The sequence below is a fragment of the Leptothoe kymatousa TAU-MAC 1615 genome, from assembly GCF_018739865.1.
GTDB classification, from domain to species: Bacteria; Cyanobacteriota; Cyanobacteriia; order Phormidesmidales; family Phormidesmidaceae; genus Leptothoe; species Leptothoe kymatousa.
On sequence record NZ_JADOER010000004.1, the window covers coordinates 323,655 to 335,854 of the forward strand.

11 protein-coding genes are annotated in these 12,200 nt (G+C 50.6%); 4 read left to right on the plus strand and 7 right to left on the minus strand.

Features of this window, described 5'->3' with window-relative positions; all coding sequences use genetic code 11:
• The first annotated feature begins 525 nt into the window (after positions 1-525).
• A complete protein-coding gene (locus IXB28_RS03890) occupies positions 526-1,332 on the plus strand; it encodes an SDR family NAD(P)-dependent oxidoreductase (protein WP_215617229.1) in 807 nt (268 codons plus the stop codon).
• Between the two features lie 692 nt (positions 1,333-2,024).
• Positions 2,025-2,711 (plus strand): late competence development ComFB family protein, encoded by a 687-nt coding sequence (locus IXB28_RS03895; RefSeq protein WP_215617230.1) that lies wholly within the window; start codon positions 2,025-2,027, stop codon positions 2,709-2,711.
• A gap of 21 nt (positions 2,712-2,732) precedes the next feature.
• Here the strand turns inward: IXB28_RS03895 and argH are convergent, their stop codons facing one another.
• From argH to IXB28_RS03920, 5 genes are all read right to left on the minus strand, one after another.
• Positions 2,733-4,121 carry an argininosuccinate lyase gene (gene argH, locus IXB28_RS03900; protein WP_215617231.1) on the minus strand — a complete coding sequence of 463 codons (1,389 nt, stop codon included), beginning with the start codon at positions 4,119-4,121 and terminating at the stop codon, positions 2,733-2,735.
• A 60-nt stretch (positions 4,122-4,181) separates the two neighbouring features.
• The gene (locus tag IXB28_RS03905) at positions 4,182-4,409 is read right to left on the minus strand and encodes a hypothetical protein (RefSeq protein WP_215617232.1); all 228 of its coding nucleotides are present in this window, start codon (positions 4,407-4,409) and stop codon (positions 4,182-4,184) included.
• A gap of 193 nt (positions 4,410-4,602) precedes the next feature.
• The gene (locus tag IXB28_RS03910) at positions 4,603-6,081 is read right to left on the minus strand and encodes a PP2C family protein-serine/threonine phosphatase (protein WP_215617233.1); all 1,479 of its coding nucleotides are present in this window, start codon (positions 6,079-6,081) and stop codon (positions 4,603-4,605) included.
• Between the two features lie 309 nt (positions 6,082-6,390).
• The gene (locus IXB28_RS03915; protein ID WP_215617234.1) at positions 6,391-7,059 is read right to left on the minus strand and encodes a class I SAM-dependent methyltransferase; all 669 of its coding nucleotides are present in this window, start codon (positions 7,057-7,059) and stop codon (positions 6,391-6,393) included.
• Between the two features lie 46 nt (positions 7,060-7,105).
• Entirely contained in the window at positions 7,106-7,288 is a 183-nt protein-coding gene (locus IXB28_RS03920) for a hypothetical protein (protein WP_215617235.1), read from the minus strand.
• Positions 7,289-7,614: 326 nt separating this feature from the next.
• Between IXB28_RS03920 and IXB28_RS03925 the strand changes: the two genes are divergently transcribed.
• Positions 7,615-10,146: a mannose-1-phosphate guanyltransferase gene (locus tag IXB28_RS03925; RefSeq protein WP_215617236.1), complete on the plus strand. Its 2,532-nt coding sequence runs from the start codon at positions 7,615-7,617 to the stop codon at positions 10,144-10,146.
• Complete coding sequence (locus IXB28_RS03930) at positions 10,143-10,598, plus strand: single-stranded DNA-binding protein (RefSeq protein WP_215617237.1); 456 nt, start codon at positions 10,143-10,145, stop codon at positions 10,596-10,598. The genes IXB28_RS03925 and IXB28_RS03930 overlap by 4 nt, the downstream gene beginning before the upstream one ends.
• A gap of 118 nt (positions 10,599-10,716) precedes the next feature.
• Here the strand turns inward: IXB28_RS03930 and IXB28_RS03935 are convergent, their stop codons facing one another.
• Both IXB28_RS03935 and lipB read right to left on the minus strand, forming a co-directional pair.
• Positions 10,717-10,980: a hypothetical protein gene (locus tag IXB28_RS03935; RefSeq protein ID WP_215617238.1), complete on the minus strand. Its 264-nt coding sequence runs from the start codon at positions 10,978-10,980 to the stop codon at positions 10,717-10,719.
• A 291-nt stretch (positions 10,981-11,271) separates the two neighbouring features.
• Positions 11,272-11,970 (minus strand): lipoyl(octanoyl) transferase LipB, encoded by a 699-nt coding sequence (gene lipB / locus IXB28_RS03940; RefSeq protein ID WP_215617239.1) that lies wholly within the window; start codon positions 11,968-11,970, stop codon positions 11,272-11,274.
• Between the last annotated feature and the right edge of the window lie 230 nt (positions 11,971-12,200).

Genomic DNA, 12,200 nt, shown 5'->3' on the forward strand with positions numbered 1-12,200 from the left:
TATCCTTGACTACCTAATGGGTGTGATTTGGATCGCCATTGTGTTCAATTTTTTTGGGGATTTTTGAAAATTTCCTAATCCCTTATATATCAATGGGATCGTGGCACTTTGTCGACAACTTTTTGGGGGAATGTCATGCCCTGCTTAAAAAAACGTTGCAGTTATTGTTTCTAATTGCTAAGGTGTGACCCATGAATTGTTTGTGATGTCGTTTGAAATGATCACCTGGCATCATGGCAAGAACATGTCCACGTTAAACATTTTAGGTAGGTTCTAAACTTTGTTTGGACGTTGGGATGGCCACATCTGAAGGGCACAGATACACAGAGTGCCTGGTAAGTGGGTAAGTTCCTTGGCGTCAACAATACAAATCCCTAGTGCTGGGCATGACTATCGTTCAATGGACAATTCAGTCTTCTGAGTAATCGTTTGGTTTCGTTTCAATAATTACTTGAAAATTTAGTGCGGTTTCGGCCCTGATAGTCCCGTCGTGGGAAAGGGGCTGATGCCGTTGGGAGATTTTACATGGATATGAATGGAAAAACGGCTCTGGTCACCGGAGCCTCACGGGGTATTGGCCGTGCAATTGCTATTGAGTTGGCTAAGCAAGGGGCTCGCTATATATTGCTGATTGCGCGCAACCTGGACAAGTTGCGAGAGGTGGCAACAGAAATTCGTAAATATGGTGCCCAAGCGATACCGCTGTCCGTTGACCTGACGGAGTCTAAGGCGGTCAATATTGTTGTTGCCCAAGCGTGGAAAGATTATGGCCCCTTTGATTTGTTGGTGAACTGTGCGGGGGTTGCCTATCAATCTAATTTTTTGAAAACACCGTTGGGCCAAGCCCATACTGAACTGTCTACAAATTTGATGGGGCTGTATACGGTGACCTGGCTGGTGGGGCGTCGTATGGCCTCTCGCCGTCAGGGCACCATTGTGAATGTCTCTAGTTTGATGGGCAAGGTGGCAGCCCCCACCATGGCCACCTATTCGGCAACGAAGTTTGCCATTGTGGGCTTTACCCAGGCCCTGCGCCATGAGCTAGCGCCCCACCAGGTGCGGGTTGTGACGCTGTTGCCGTCGTTAACGAATACGGACATGGTGGAGGAGTTTGATTTATTTCGCTGGGTGCTGCCCCTAAGTACGGAGCAGGTGGCCCAGGGGCTAATGTCGGGGCTGAAGTCACGTACGTCAGAAATTACCATTGGTTGGCAAAGCCATTTGGCGCTTTGGTGCCAACGCTTTTTGCCCCAGGCGATGGATTCTATTATTGGCTGGTCTAACCCGGATCGGCTACGGCCTAGCGCTAAGTTGGGCGTACGGCCTAATTAGTATCGCGGGCCGTTTACTTTTTCACACTCTCCATGGCGAACTGATGGCCTATGCCTCGGTTCGTTTGTTTTTGTGCCGCCGTTTTTGCGCCGTGGCTTTTGTTCCGCCGTCCTGCCATGGTTGGATGAAAATCTTTTATGGAAAAATTTTATAGCCAAGAGATAATAATGGGATTGCTTTTTGCTAGATAGGGCCTTTCCCTCATTGCCCTGATGTAATGTGTACTTATATAACCAAGCAGTACATCGTTAACAGCCTCCATGGGGTAGCTCAATGGCATGAAACCCGGCCTCTATGAATTGGCTGAATAACTCAATGTTTTTGTATCTATTTTTTCGGTTTTAATAAGAAATTTAGTGGCTGCTGTGATTCTCTTTTATTTGGCGAGTGGGTGGTTATACTGATAGGGTGTAACACCCACCCGTGCAAGGTTTCGTAATTACGAGCGCCATAGGCAAGCTAGGAGATTTCGAAGAATAAAGTCGCTAGTTTTCCTGATTTGCAAACAAAATCCGGAAAAGCATTTTGTAGTTTGGATCTATGTCTGCATAGAAGGCGTACTTGTTTTTGCTAGTTCCATGCCTGTTTATGTTTGCAATGTTTCGATACTGCAAATGTGGGTCTAATGGCTCCATTGAACAGGCGCGAACAGGCGTTGTGCCGGGATTGTTGTTGAGTAGGTGACAAATGCCATGGTTGATGTGAAAGCACCTCCCCTGCGGGATTACATTAACGTCATGGAACTTTTGGTGGCAGAAGAGGTGGAGCATCAGCTGCGCCAGCTGCCCACTCGTGTTCTTAAGTATGTTAAGCCCATTGAAGTGGAGACCTATGCTTTAAATCGCTTGCCGTCTCTATATGCGGCCAGTGAAAAAGGTTGGCAGTCTCAGTATCACAAGGCGAAGCACGAACTGCGAAAAGAGATTCGTCGTGCGGTGCGGCAGGCGTTGGCTGCGGTGCAGGTGGATCCTTTGCGGGCCTCTAGGCCATTGGTGCGTCGTTTGCCCCTCTCCAATGGCCCCAACGGTGCCCTGTTGGATCAGTTTAGGCATGCGTTGGGTCAGCCCAATTTGACCTGGGATTCGCTCTTGCGGAAGTGTAAGCGGGCGGGGGCCGCTAAGCGAGAGGCCACCGAGCCTGAGCAGACCGCATCGTCTCAGGAGTCTGATGCCTCCTATGCCGGCCACAGCGAGCCGTCAGCAGTAGGCTATGGGGCCGGACATGATAATCAGCAGTCCGACGATAACCATGGCACTGTGTGGCGTCCAGGTACCTATGGTGAGACGTCTTGGCAGCCGAAACGCACCTATGGATACCATTTGCCTCAACGGCCCACCAGCACCCCTAGTTACGATTGGTCCGAGTCTGTCTATCGTTAGGGCATGGTTGGCCCCTCGCTGTTATTGGTTCACCATTGCCTGGGCCTGGGCTAGGGCTTGTTTGACTTGTTCAAAGCCGGTTCCGCCTAAGCTGTTGCGGGCGGCGACTACTTGTTGTGGCGCGATCGCACCATAAATATCCTGTTCAAAGGCGGGATGGATGGCCTGCCATTCGTCTAGGGTGAGGTCCTTGAGTAGCTTGCCGGCGGCCAACGAGGTTTTGACCACGGTGCCCACCAGATTGTAGGCATCGCGGAAGGGTACGCCCTTAGCGGCGAGATAATCGGCCACATCCGTCGCATTGGAAAAGTCGCTGGCGACGGCTTCTGCTAAGCGCTGGGGGCGAAATTCCATGCCTTGGTGCAGCAAAATTGTCATGGCCTGGATGCAGCCTTGGACGGTTTTGACGGTGTCAAACAGGGCTTCTTTGTCTTCTTGCAGGTCTTTGTTGTAGGCCAGGGGCAGTCCCTTCATCATGGTCAGCAGCCCCTGCAGGTGGCCAAACACACGACCCGTTTTACCCCGCACCAGCTCGGGCACATCGGGGTTTTTCTTTTGGGGCATAATGCTGGACCCGGTGGAGCAGCTGTCGGTGAGGGTGACAAAGCGAAATTCTTCCGATGCCCAAAAAATGACTTCTTCGGCCAGACGCGACAGGTGCACCATGATAATGCTGGCGGCGCTGGCAAATTCGATGGCAAAGTCGCGATCGCTAACGGCATCTAGGCTGTTGGCATAGATGCGGTCAAACCCAAGTTCCTTGGCGGTATATTCCCGGTCAATGGGAAAGGTGGTGCCCGCCAATGCCCCCGCCCCCAGGGGTGAGGTGTTGACCCGCTTGGCCACATCCCCCAGGCGTTCGTGGTCGCGATGGGCCATTTCCACATAGGCCAGCAGGTGGTGGGCCAAACTAAGGGGTTGGGCACGCTGCAGGTGGGTATACCCAGGAATCAGGGTTTCCACATGGGTGGCCGCATGGGTTAGCAGGGCTTTTTGAAAATCCCGCAGTAGGGTTTGGATGGTGTGTATTTGCGATCGCAAATAAAGTCGAGTATCGGTGCCCACCTGATCGTTGCGAGAACGACCCGTATGCAATTTCTTCCCCAAGGGGCCCAGGATCTCCGTGAGGCGGCGCTCCACCGCAAAATGGACATCTTCTTCATCCACACCAGGGGTAAAGGTGCCCTGGTGATATTCAGCCCGAATCGCCTCCAGTCCCTCCACCAGACGTTGGCCCTCATCCGCCGAAATAATTCCCACCTTGGCCAGCATTTTGGCATGGGCCTGGGAGCCAGTCAGGTCATAGTCAACCAGAGCAATATCAAAACCAATGCTGGCGTTAAATTCAGCAATGATTGGGTGTAAACCAGTCTCAAAACGCTGGCTCCAAGGGGTGGAAGACGTACTCAAATCTTGAAAACTCCTACAAATTTAGCGAATGGGGCAGCCAGCATACCGACGGGTTGTCAGTTAGTACGTGGTCATACCTCGAATTAAGTACCCTACAACAATGCCAATCAGCAATGCCCAGAGCTGACCAGACTCAACGAAATTTCCCAAAATGTCCCCAGAGCGATCAAAGAAATTATCTTCGATTAGTTGTCCCACAACTGGCTGAGTATTGGTCTTGGGGGGCAAAAAGGCGGCATCAGCCACAATAAACTCGTTGACTAAGGTAGAAGACGTATCGATTTTCATGGGGCCTATTTAAAAGTGAAAAACAAAAAATAGGAAGGCAACCCGATCATTGCACTCCGCCCCAATAACATCAAGACCATTGCCGATTTAGACAGGGCAATGGTCTACAAACAGAGCAAATTTTCTCGATTGATCGGATGGCACGATGTCAGGGATCGACCGTGGCGCAGGTCTGACTTACTGCAGAACATCCCTACTGTTCAATTGCCAAAAGCTGACGAAATTCAGCCGGTTTCGTCACCTTCATCACCACCAGGGTCGTATCATCATCCTTCGCCCGATCGGACCCAATAAAGTGGCGCAACAAATTAAAGAGATAATCCAAAATCTCTTGGGAGTTTTCTAAGTTGTGGCAGGCCCAAGACACGGCTTTGATCAAATTATCTTCATCAAAGCGCTCACCGCGAATATTGGCCGCATCGGTAAACCCGTCGGTGTAGAAAATCACCACATCCCCTGGGTAAAGCTGTACCTGACCTTCGTGGTAGCGCGTATCAATATCTAAACCCAGCAACATGCCATCCGCATCTAACCTATTAATGGTGTTGGTGGCCGCCTGCCATAGCAGCGGAGGGTTGTGGGCCGCATTCCCATAGGCAAACAGCTGGGTTTTAGGATCATATTCCGCATAGAACAGGGTCACAAATCGATTGGAATTTTCCAAATCGGTATGCATGACGCAGTTTAAATTCTGCAAAATTTGCCCAGGGGAATGGTCATTCAATACCTCAGCCCGCAGCATGCCCCGTAGCATGGTCATAATTAAGCCGGCGGGGACACCTTTGCCCATCACATCACCAATGGCGATGCTCCAAGGTTGGGCCGCAGACAGTGGGGTATCCGGTGTGCGCAGTTGGTCGTAGGTGGTGGGAATAAAATCGTAGTAGTCTCCCCCCACCTTTTGGGCTGTCTGACAGCGCGCCGCCAGGTCCACCCCCTCAATTGCGGGACATTGACGCGGCAGCAATTTCTCTTGAATTTCGGCCCCTAGCTCTAACTCACGGTCTAGGCGTTCCTTTTTGCGCAGGGCTAGGGTCAGCTCATCGTTTTCAATCGCTACAGCCGTTTGGTCTGCCACCAGACGCACTAACTTTTGGCGGGTTTCAGTCCAGGTATAGTCGCCGTCGTCACTAAACACATACAGGCGACCACGCTCCACATTTTGCACAATGATGGAGGTGCCAAACAGCTTTAAATCGGGGGATAGGAAATGGTTTAACTGCTGATCTAACGTCACCATGGCGCTGCGAGCAATCTGGTTGGTTAGATCCTTGCCCTCTTCATCTCTGGCCTTGTTGCCTAACGAGCCCGATAGGGACGATGTAATTTGCCGCGTTGCCGATTCCAGGGCGTATCGCACGGTTTGGCAGGTGTCACTGGCAGGGCAGTAAAGCCGTTCTAGACGTAGCTGACCGTTGGGGCGAAACAAAACCAACGCCCCCCCGGTGGCATCCGTCACCCGGCTGGCAATCATGGGAATCAGCTCTAGGAACTGACTAATATTATTCAGACTTCTCAGGGCAAAGCCCAGGGAGCTAAGTAAATCTTGAATTTTGTACTGCTCCCGCTGCAGCCGTGCCACCAGCTCCTTAAGTGCGAACACAGGCGTACCGCCCGGTAGGGTGCTGCCCTCGGGAAGGGAATTGAAGGGTAGCGAGGGGCTGGGCGACATAGGCTCAATCGACGTAGGGTCGATATTTTAGGGGCAACAGGTCAACAAAGGACTACGGTGGTGATTGGAAGGCAATATAGCGGTCCAAGCTCCACTTGGCAACTAAATAATCACCGATCACCATACGTTGTCAAATAAAATCGCAGACGCAAAAATTTAGACACCAAGATAGCACTTCAGTCACATCCGTCAAGGGTAATTTTTCCGAGCCAACATTAAATCCATAGTCCTGTTGTCCCTAGATGCGGTGGATCGTTGCCATAACCAGGGCACGTCGCAATGGCCATTGCGCGTTATGGCCATTGCGCGTTATGGCCATTGCACCCTATACATTTGAAATACTTCCCCAGCAGCCTGTTTAGTCACCTTTGCGCCCATAGATTTAATCAAGCTGCGCCATTGGGTGAGTTCAGTTAGCTCTACATCGGCACCTAAATAAGTTTCTAAAATCCCCCAGTTCTCAGCTAACTCCGTTTCGGGATTGATCACATCAAATATAAAGCTGCCACCCGGTTTCAGACAGGGTTTCACCGCCGTCATCACCTGTTCCCAATAGGCCAGTGGATAGTAGCAGCTCACCCCAGTGGCAATGACGATGTCAAAGCTGGCCGGCTCATACTCTAGCTTGTGTGCAGGCGCTAACTGGACGCCTTTGAAGAGCTTAGAGTCGAGCTGTGGCCCCCGTTGGTTCAGGGCCATTTGGGCAACTTTGCTGATGTCCTGGCCAAAAAAAACGGCTTTCCATTCTTTCCACGGATAGATTAAAAAACTGAGTCCACAGCCCAGGTCTAAGCAGCGCTGCCCTTTTTTGGGTTTTGCGACTTCCCAAAATTTGCTGGTGATGCGTGGCGTTAAACTCCCGGCCACCCAATCTCGAAACACCGCCAGTTCTTGGATCTCATCCGGTAGGTCAAAGGCTTCTCCCTGATATTCTCGGTCAAATCTTTGGGCAACTGCCTGTAACTGGCTTAACACCATGGGGGATTCCTATTCCTTTACATTGTGCCTGTAGCAAGATGTGCCCTTAGCGCCCTTTCAGTGCCTTGGTAAAGTTTTGCCGATAGGACGCACTGATGATGAACACAGGCCACAACAATGTTAAATACAGGCGGCCACTGCTGAAGTTAGTGCGGTTGAACCCGGTCCAAAATTTCCACGCACCGTAGCTGTAACCAGCTAAAAGAAAGAACACTAGTAAATGAGACATGGTCGGTTAATCCTTGAATTCGATTTAGAGCTATATCTATCCAGCAGTGGCCACGGTAAATACAGTTTGGTCAAGCCGACCAGTGTATGGAATACATCCAGCTATCTGGGATAGCTTTAAACTAAGGAATTTGAAGGATGCGTTAACCAATATGAAGGACGGCTTAACAAAACAAGTACAATTAACACTGCATACAACCCATCAACAAAAGCTAAATATCTGTCGCCATACTGCACAGATGCATTTCAAAGGGTAACGCCATAGACCCATTTCGGCTTACTCTCAATAACAATTGTTTGAATTCTCACAAAATCATAGGAGGAATTATGCGCGCAGTACTCATGGCTGGAGGTTCCGGCACCCGGCTTCGACCTCTGACTTGCGACCTGCCTAAGCCCATGGTTCCTGTGCTCAACCGTCCCATTGCGGAGCATATTGTTAACCTACTCAAGCGACACGACATTAAGGAAGTGATTGCCACCTTGCACTATCTTCCTGATGTGATGCGTGACTATTTCCAAGATGGGCGCGATTTTGGGGTGCAAATGACCTACGCCGTTGAGGAAGATCAACCCCTCGGCACCGCAGGATGTGTCAAGAATATTGCTGAGCTGCTAGATGATACATTCCTGGTGATTAGCGGTGATAGCATCACTGATTTTGATCTTAAGGAGGCGATTCGTTTCCATAAGGAAAAGGGCTCGAAGGCAACCCTAGTGCTCACCCGTGTTCCTAATCCGATTGAATTCGGTGTGGTCATTACGGACGAAGAAGGCCGGATCAAGCGGTTCCTTGAGAAACCCTCCACCAGTGAAATTTTCTCGGATACGGTCAACACGGGCACCTACATTTTGGAGCCTGAGGTGCTAGATTATTTGCCTCCAAACCAGGAGAAGGATTTTTCTAAGGATTTGTTTCCCCTGTTGCTTGAAAAGGGAGACCCCATGTACGGCTATGTGGCCGATGGCTATTGGTGCGATGTGGGCCACCTAGAGGCCTATCGTGAAGCCCAGTACGACGCCCTAGACGGTAAGGTGCTGGTTGATTTTGCCTATCCCAAGCAGTCTGAAGGGGTCTATGTGGGGAAAAATACCCACATTGATTCGACTGCGGTGATCAAGCCTCCGGTGTTGATTGGTCGGAACTGTCGCATTGGGGCCAGGGTGACCCTAGAGCCCGGCACGGTCATTGGTGACAATGTGACCGTGGGCAGTGACGCGGATTTGAAGCGTCCCATTTTGTGGAATGGAGCCATTATTGGCGATGAGACCCACCTGCGGGCCTGTGTCATTGCCCGGGGGACCCGCGCCGACCGCCGGGCCCATGTGCTGGAGGGCGCTGTGGTCGGTGCCCTATCTACGGTGGGTGAAGAGGCTCAAATTAGCCCCGGAGTAAGGGTTTGGCCGAGTAAGCGAATTGAATCGGGTGCCACCCTTAATATCAACCTGATTTGGGGTAATACGGCCCAGCGTAATTTGTTTGGTCAGCGGGGGGTGACCGGTCTTGCCAATATTGATATCACCCCTGAGTTTGCGGTGAAGCTGGGGGCGGCCTATGGGTCTACACTGAAGCCGGGGTCCCATGTCACTGTGTCGCGGGACCAGCGCAGCATTGCTCGCATGGTGTCGCGATCGCTAATTGCCGGACTGATGTCCGTCGGCATCAATATCCAAAACTTAGAAGCAACGGCTATCCCCGTAGCCCGCGCCATTATCCCCACCCTGGGTGTCGCCGGTGGTATTCACGTGCGTCTCCACCCCGACCGTGCCGATCAGATTCTGATTGAATTTTTTGATAAAAACGGCATTGATATTCCCAAGGGCAAAGAAAAGAAAATTGAAGGCGCCTACTTCAAAGAAAACCTCAGACGTTCGCAAATTCACGAAATTGGCGAGGTTTCCTACCCAGCCAACCTGGTAGATACCTACACCACCGAATTTCAAAAGCGCCTGAGTGTCGAGGCCATTCGCCACAGCAAATCCAAAGTCGTTATCGACTATGCCTATGCCGTTTCCGGTGCGGTATTACCTCGACTATTGGGTAAATTTGGTTGCGATGCCGTTGTCCTCAATGCCAGCTTAAGCCAAACGGCCCCCTCCAATGTTGAGCGAGAAAGCATGTTAGGCCAGCTTGGGCAGGTGGTCCAAGCCTTACAGGCCACCTTTGGCGTCCAGGTCGCGGCCAACGGCGAACAGCTAGTCCTGATGGATGAAGTGGGCTCACCCATCCGTGGAGAAATGCTGACTGCGCTGATGACCCACATGATTTTAACCGCCCATCCGAAGGGCACTGTCGTAGTCCCAGTGCACACGTCCGGCGCCATTGAGCAAATTGCGCGGCGTCATGGCGGTAGCGTCGTCCGTACTAAGGCCAACCCCACCGCCCTGATGGAAGCTTGCCAGGCCAGCAGTAACGTCGTGTTAGGCGGTAGTGGCGACATGGGCTTTATCTTTCCCCAGCTTCATCCAGGCTTTGACGCCATGTTCTGCATTGCTAAGTTAATTGAAATGTTAACGATTCAAGAGCAGTCCCTCGGGCGGATCTGGGGTGACCTGCCACGGATTTCCCACCGGGTGCAAACATTGCGCTGCCCCTGGACCATCAAAGGCGCCCTCATGCGCTATCTTGTTGAGAGTCATCCTGCTGATACCCTTGAACTAGTTGATGGAGTTAAGGTCATCGATCGTACCAGCGATAGCTGGGTACTGATTCTGCCAGATGCGGGCGATCCACTGGTGCATATCTTTGCCAATAGTGAAGACCGTGACTGGGTAGATACCAAACTCCAAGACTATCGTCAACGGGTTCAAAGTTTCATTGAAAAAGAGCAGGGTATTCGAGAGGAACAAGTTGTATGAACCATTGCATCCTCATGGGAGAGATTGTAGAGGTCCCGCAGCTGCGGTATACCTCGGACAATCAAACTCCCATCGCCGAATTCAAAATCAAAATAGCGGGGCTCCGTCCAGAGGACAGCCCATCCCAGTTCAAAGCAGTGGGATGGGGTAACTTGGCTCAAACTATTCAGTCCGCCAGCTATGCTCCTGGGGACCGGGTAGTGCTAGAGGGGCGCCTCACCATGAAAACCGTGGATCGGTCTGAGGGGTTTCGCGAAAAGCAGGCAGAGATTACAGTTCAGCGAGTACATCGCATGAGCGATATGCAATCGATGACCATGGCCGAAGCGGCACCCATTGCTGACAGTAGCAGTGGCGCAGCGGCGGCTTCATCAGCCCCTGCTGCTGCACCAAGTGCGCCACCCGCAAGCCAGCCCGCCAATACGCCCGACTACGATGAAATTCCTTTTTAAGGCAATTTAGAGTCGTTTTACCTGGTGGTAGAGGTAGGTCTTAATAAAGCAATATCCCCTGTTCCTATACCCAGGACAGGGGATATTGCCTTTCCAATTTGCATTTAGCCTATTTCGGCTATAGGTAGCCCCTTAAAAAATTAAACGATTCATCATCCCAGCAAGGCTCAGGGCAGAGCTGCCCTAGCCGAGCGCGGATATCACTCAACACCTCTTCCATGTGATAGCCGTTGTCAAATACTTCGTCCAGCGCTAGCTCATCCCGTAACCGTAGGGGAGTTAGGGGATCGGCATGGAATGTTAGGGGTTTGATGAAGGCATTAGCTTCAGGCTGATGTTCATGGAGAAGCTGTGGCCAAGACTCCTGGCTGGAATCAACCATGGGAGCAAACGTATTTTTTTCCTCAACGTGCAAAAAGGACTGGATACTCGTGTTACCTCCATCAGGAGGGTTGACTTCAGGGAAACTGTGGTCGGGCATAGGCTAAATGTCCGTTATCAGACCATTGTATTGATCTAAAAGGCGATTCGCCATTCCAGACGAGGCTGTGAAAACTACAGCCCCTAATTTAGGCACTGCATCTAGTGCAAGGTAGCTCACCTTAAATCAAGCGCCCTGGGTATGGTTATTCTTTTTCAGAATACATAACTACACTATCTTCAAAACAGTTCTCTAAGCTTTTCTATTGTTCGTAGATCCGGAATTATGCGCTAGTGAACCGTTGGTAGCGCACCCATGTAGTTGAAACACTTGGGCAAAGTTTTCTATTAAGGCGGGTTTCACATCTGCCACGGCGACATTTGCTAAAAACTGCGCCATGCTGCCCACGGGACGATCGGCAATGCCGCAGGGGGTGATGCGCTTAAATCCAGATAGGTCGGGGCATACATTCAGGGCAAACCCATGCATCGTGATCCATCGGCTGACCTTAATGCCGATGGCGGCTACTTTATAGTCTTCCACCCACACCCCTGTCATCCCATCGACACGCTGGCCTTGGATTTGATAATGGGCCAGCACCTTAATTAGGCTTTCTTCTAGTTGGCGTAGATACCAATGCAAGTCTCGCTGATGGTGATTTAAATTCAAAATTGGATAGCCCACTAGCTGCCCTGGGCAGTGATATGTGACTTCTCCACCGCGCTCTACACGATAAACATCGTATTCGGGATTTTCTAAATCGAAGTGTACGAACTGAGTGTTTGAACCGGTGCCTAGGGTGTAAACCGGAGGATGCTCAGCTAGGAGCAAAATATCGTTTAAGCTGCTATCTGTTTTTCGCAGGGATACGAGTTCCTGCTGATATTTCCAAGCCAGTTTGTACTCAATTAATCCAAGATCTTGAACAATAAGTTTCCTATCTTTAACCATTAGAAAAATATTGATCCCCTAGGCCATTGTAGATAAGTCAATATCCGTATACTTGCGTACACAATTTATCGATTATGACTAAAAAAAAGTATCCAATGTAGCTTTTTGGTGGGGGGCATTGCTAATTTCTTCACTGATTAAAAGCTTAATAAAATAAAAGATGCGGTTAATGAACAACCCCGTATTTATGCCCTATTCAATGGATGAAAACCTCTATATATAGGGATTTT

Excerpts from the sequence above, each read along its gene's own strand:
- IXB28_RS03905 (WP_215617232.1), bottom strand. The coding sequence starts at position 4,409 with ATGAAAATCGATACGTCTTCTACCTTAGTCAACGAGTTTATTGTGGCT.
- IXB28_RS03935 (WP_215617238.1), bottom strand. The coding sequence starts at position 10,980 with ATGGTTGATTCCAGCCAGGAGTCTTGGCCACAGCTTCTCCATGAACAT.
- IXB28_RS03895 (WP_215617230.1), top strand. The coding sequence starts at position 2,025 with ATGGTTGATGTGAAAGCACCTCCCCTGCGGGATTACATTAACGTCATG.
- IXB28_RS03930 (WP_215617237.1), top strand. The coding sequence starts at position 10,143 with ATGAACCATTGCATCCTCATGGGAGAGATTGTAGAGGTCCCGCAGCTG.
- IXB28_RS03915 (WP_215617234.1), bottom strand. The coding sequence starts at position 7,059 with ATGGTGTTAAGCCAGTTACAGGCAGTTGCCCAAAGATTTGACCGAGAA.
- lipB (WP_215617239.1), bottom strand. The coding sequence starts at position 11,970 with ATGGTTAAAGATAGGAAACTTATTGTTCAAGATCTTGGATTAATTGAG.
- IXB28_RS03910 (WP_215617233.1), bottom strand. The coding sequence starts at position 6,081 with ATGTCGCCCAGCCCCTCGCTACCCTTCAATTCCCTTCCCGAGGGCAGC.
- IXB28_RS03890 (WP_215617229.1), top strand. The coding sequence starts at position 526 with ATGGATATGAATGGAAAAACGGCTCTGGTCACCGGAGCCTCACGGGGT.
- IXB28_RS03925 (WP_215617236.1), top strand. The coding sequence starts at position 7,615 with ATGCGCGCAGTACTCATGGCTGGAGGTTCCGGCACCCGGCTTCGACCT.
- IXB28_RS03920 (WP_215617235.1), bottom strand. The coding sequence starts at position 7,288 with ATGTCTCATTTACTAGTGTTCTTTCTTTTAGCTGGTTACAGCTACGGT.